Genomic DNA, 3,251 nt, shown 5'->3' with positions numbered 1-3,251 from the left:
CCCAGCTTCGCCGCAAAATCCGCTAGCCGGGGATGCTCGAACAGGTCGCGGATCGCCGCCCCAAGGCCCAKYCGGCGCAGACGGCTCACCAGCCTGACCGCCAGCAGCGAATGGCCGCCGAGTTCGAAGAAACTGTCCTGGCGTCCGACCTGCTCGACACCCAGCAGCTCTTGCCAGATCCCGGCAAGGATCGTCTCGACCTCGCCCTGCGGCGCCTCGTAGAAGCCACGCGCATAGGCCTCTTCGTCCGGCGCCGGCAATGCCCTGCGATCCAGTTTGCCGTTTGGTGTCAGCGGCAAGGCCTCAAGGGTCACATAGGCCGCCGGTACCATGTACTCCGGCAGGGTTGCGCTCAGATGCGCCCGCAACACCGCAGCAAGTTCGCCACCAGCATCGCTCTTGGCCTCATCCTTGGCCACGACATAGGCAACGAGCCGCTTGTCGCCAGGCGTGTCTTCGCGTGCGATCACCACCGCTTCGCGCACCAGCGCATGTCCGACCAGTCGCGCTTCGATCTCGCCAAGCTCGATGCGGAAGCCGCGGATCTTGACCTGATGATCGTTGCGGCCGAGGAACAACAGATTGCCGTCCGGCAGATAACGCACCAGGTCGCCTGTGCGGTACATGCGTGCCTGTGGATCACCGCTGAAGCGATCCGCCACGAACCGCTCCGCCGTCAGCTCGGGACGGTTCAGGTAGCCGCGCGCGACGCCTGCCCCACCGATATAGAGCTCGCCCGCTACCCCGAGCGGAACAGGCTCGCCGTGCCTGTCCAGAATATAGGCCCGCGCATTCGATATCGGACGGCCGATCGAAGACCATGGCGTGTCCGGGCGCACCTCCAACAGTGTGGCGTCGACAGTGGCTTCGGTCGGGCCGTAGACATTGAACAAACCCGGGCGCCGATCGTTGCTGCTAAACCACGCTTTCAGCGCGGCAGGATTGATGGCCTCGCTTCCGATCACGACCTGACGCAGCGTGCCGGGAAGTGCCATGTCGGGCATATCCATCGTCATCTGCGCCCAGAAATGGGAAGGAAGATTCACCATTGTGACGCCGAAGACGCCGCACAAATCAACGAAGGTTCCGGGCGATGCCAGCCATGCGTCGGTTCGCAGAATCAGCGCGGCGCCCGCCGCCAGAACAGGAAATATCTCTTCGGCCGATACGTCGAACGACATGGACGCAAACTGAAGCGCGCGGTCCTGAGTGGACAAAGCATAGGTCACCCGCAAGTCCGCGATCATATTGACAACGCCTCTATGCTCGACCATCACGCCCTTGGGTGTTCCGGTGGAACCCGAGGTGTAGATGACATAGGCGAGGTGACGCGGTGTCAGGCCAAGAGCGCGCGGATCGGGATCGGTCGCGGGGTAATCCTTCCCCTCCGCCTGAGGCACATCCAGCCCGATCGTCTCTCGTCCCGACAGCGCTTCGCCCAGTGCAACGCGTCCTGCCCTGTCCACCAGCACCAGACGCGGGTCGGCATCGCTGACTACGAAACCAAGCCGCTCGCGTGGGTAGCTGGGATCGAGCGGTACATAGGCGCCGCCTGCCTTCAGCACGCCGAGCAGCCCGATCACCATCGCCGGTGACCGTTCGACGCACAGCCCGACCCGGTCGTCAGGCTTCACGCCAAGCCCGATCAGACGATGCGCCAGGCGATTGGCCTCGGCGTTCAACTGCCCATAGCTCACCTCAACATCGCCCTGGATCAACGCGATCGCATCAGGAGCGCGACGAGCCTGCTCTTCAAACAGCTGTTGGATGCAGCAATCCGATGGATAATCAGTCTCCGTCCGGTTCCATACATCTACGATCAGCTCGCGCTCGTCTTGCGGAAGCACGTCCAGCGATCGCAACGGGGTCTCAGGCGCAGTCTCAAGCGCCTCGACCAGGCTCTCCAACGCTCGCTGCATCAGCCCGATCACGCGATCCGCCGGTATCGCCTTCACAACCTGTGCCGTCAGGCCAAGCTCGGTACCGAAGTCGTCGACCGACAGGGTCAGCGGATAGTTCGTCCGTTCCTCGCTCTCCAGCCATTCGCCGCCGCTCAGGCTCGGCTTACCCATCTTCTCCGTCGCTATGTGCCGGTAGTTCAACAACGTGCTGAACAGTGGTGTCCCCGCAGCCACCGCGCTGCAGCGCTGCGCCAGCGCCAGCGGGGCATGCTCGTGCTGCAAGAGTTCAGCCAAGCGCAGATGTGTTTCGCGCACGCCTGCCGCCACCCCCCTCCCGTCCAGGTCCAGTCGCAGCGGCAGCGTGTTGATGAACAGGCCCATCGCCCGGTCGGCACCTGTTTGCATGCGACCCAGCAGCACCGTGCCGAAGACCACCTTCTCGCAGCCGGATGTGCGCGCCACCACCTGCCCCCATGCTACATGGCAAAGGGTAGCCAGACTCACGCCCAGGCGACGGGCACGGCTCCGCAAACGGTCGTTGAGAGCTTGCGGCAGCACCCGGTGTATTTCAGCCGCCCCCTCACCACTGCCCTGTATCTCCGCCAGGCCGAATGGCAGCACGGGCTCATCGATATCGCCAAGCCGGTCGCGGAAGTAGCGCTCATGCTCCGACGCCGATGTTCCGAGGCGCGCCTGCGCCACCACGTTGCGGAACGGCTCCGCTGCGGGCAACTCGGCTCCCCAGCCGCCCAGGATCGCTTCGATCTCCTCGTTCAGCAATTCCACCGTCGACCGATCGCCGATCAGATGATGATGCAATGTTTGCAGTAGCCATCGGTCAGACTCGGGATCCTTTGCCAACACGAAGCGCAGCAGGGGCGCCTGGCTCAGGTCGAACCGATGATGGCTCGGGTCGTAGCGATGTCGCAACTGCTCCACGCCGGAACCAGCGGCCGGATCGAGTTCGACCTCGGTGACGCTGAGCGGCGCATGGCGCCACACCACCTGCACGGGCGACGACAGACCTTCCCACACAAAGGCCGTGCGCAGGATGTCGTGACGGTCGACTACTCGCTGCACCGCCGACAGGTAGCGATTCAGCCGATCCCGATCGGCAAAGGCCATCTGCGCGCTGATCAGATACGGATCGCCCTGCTGCGCCAGGAGGTGGTGGAACAGTATACCGTCCTGCAACGGCGACAGCGCATAGATATCCTGGACATTGGCGACACCGCCCGGCACCGCCTCCACCACACGGTCGATCTCGGCCTGGCTCAATTCCGCCAACGGCACCATTGCCGGCGTGATCGCCATGCTCTGCGGTGTGATCCCGTTGGCTGGAACCGTCAC

1 protein-coding gene is annotated in these 3,251 nt (G+C 64.0%); it reads right to left on the bottom strand.

Features of this window, described 5'->3' with window-relative positions:
* Nucleotides 1–3,215 (bottom strand): non-ribosomal peptide synthetase (locus C1D09_RS16550; protein ID WP_246135771.1); only part of this gene is annotated, 3,215 nt, incomplete at its 3' end.
* Nucleotides 3,216–3,251: the final 36 nt, after the last annotated feature.

It is taken from the genome of Mesorhizobium intechi, assembly GCF_002879535.1.
GTDB lineage: Bacteria > Pseudomonadota > Alphaproteobacteria > Rhizobiales > Rhizobiaceae > Mesorhizobium > Mesorhizobium intechi.
This window is presented reverse-complemented; position numbering and strand designations above follow the sequence as displayed.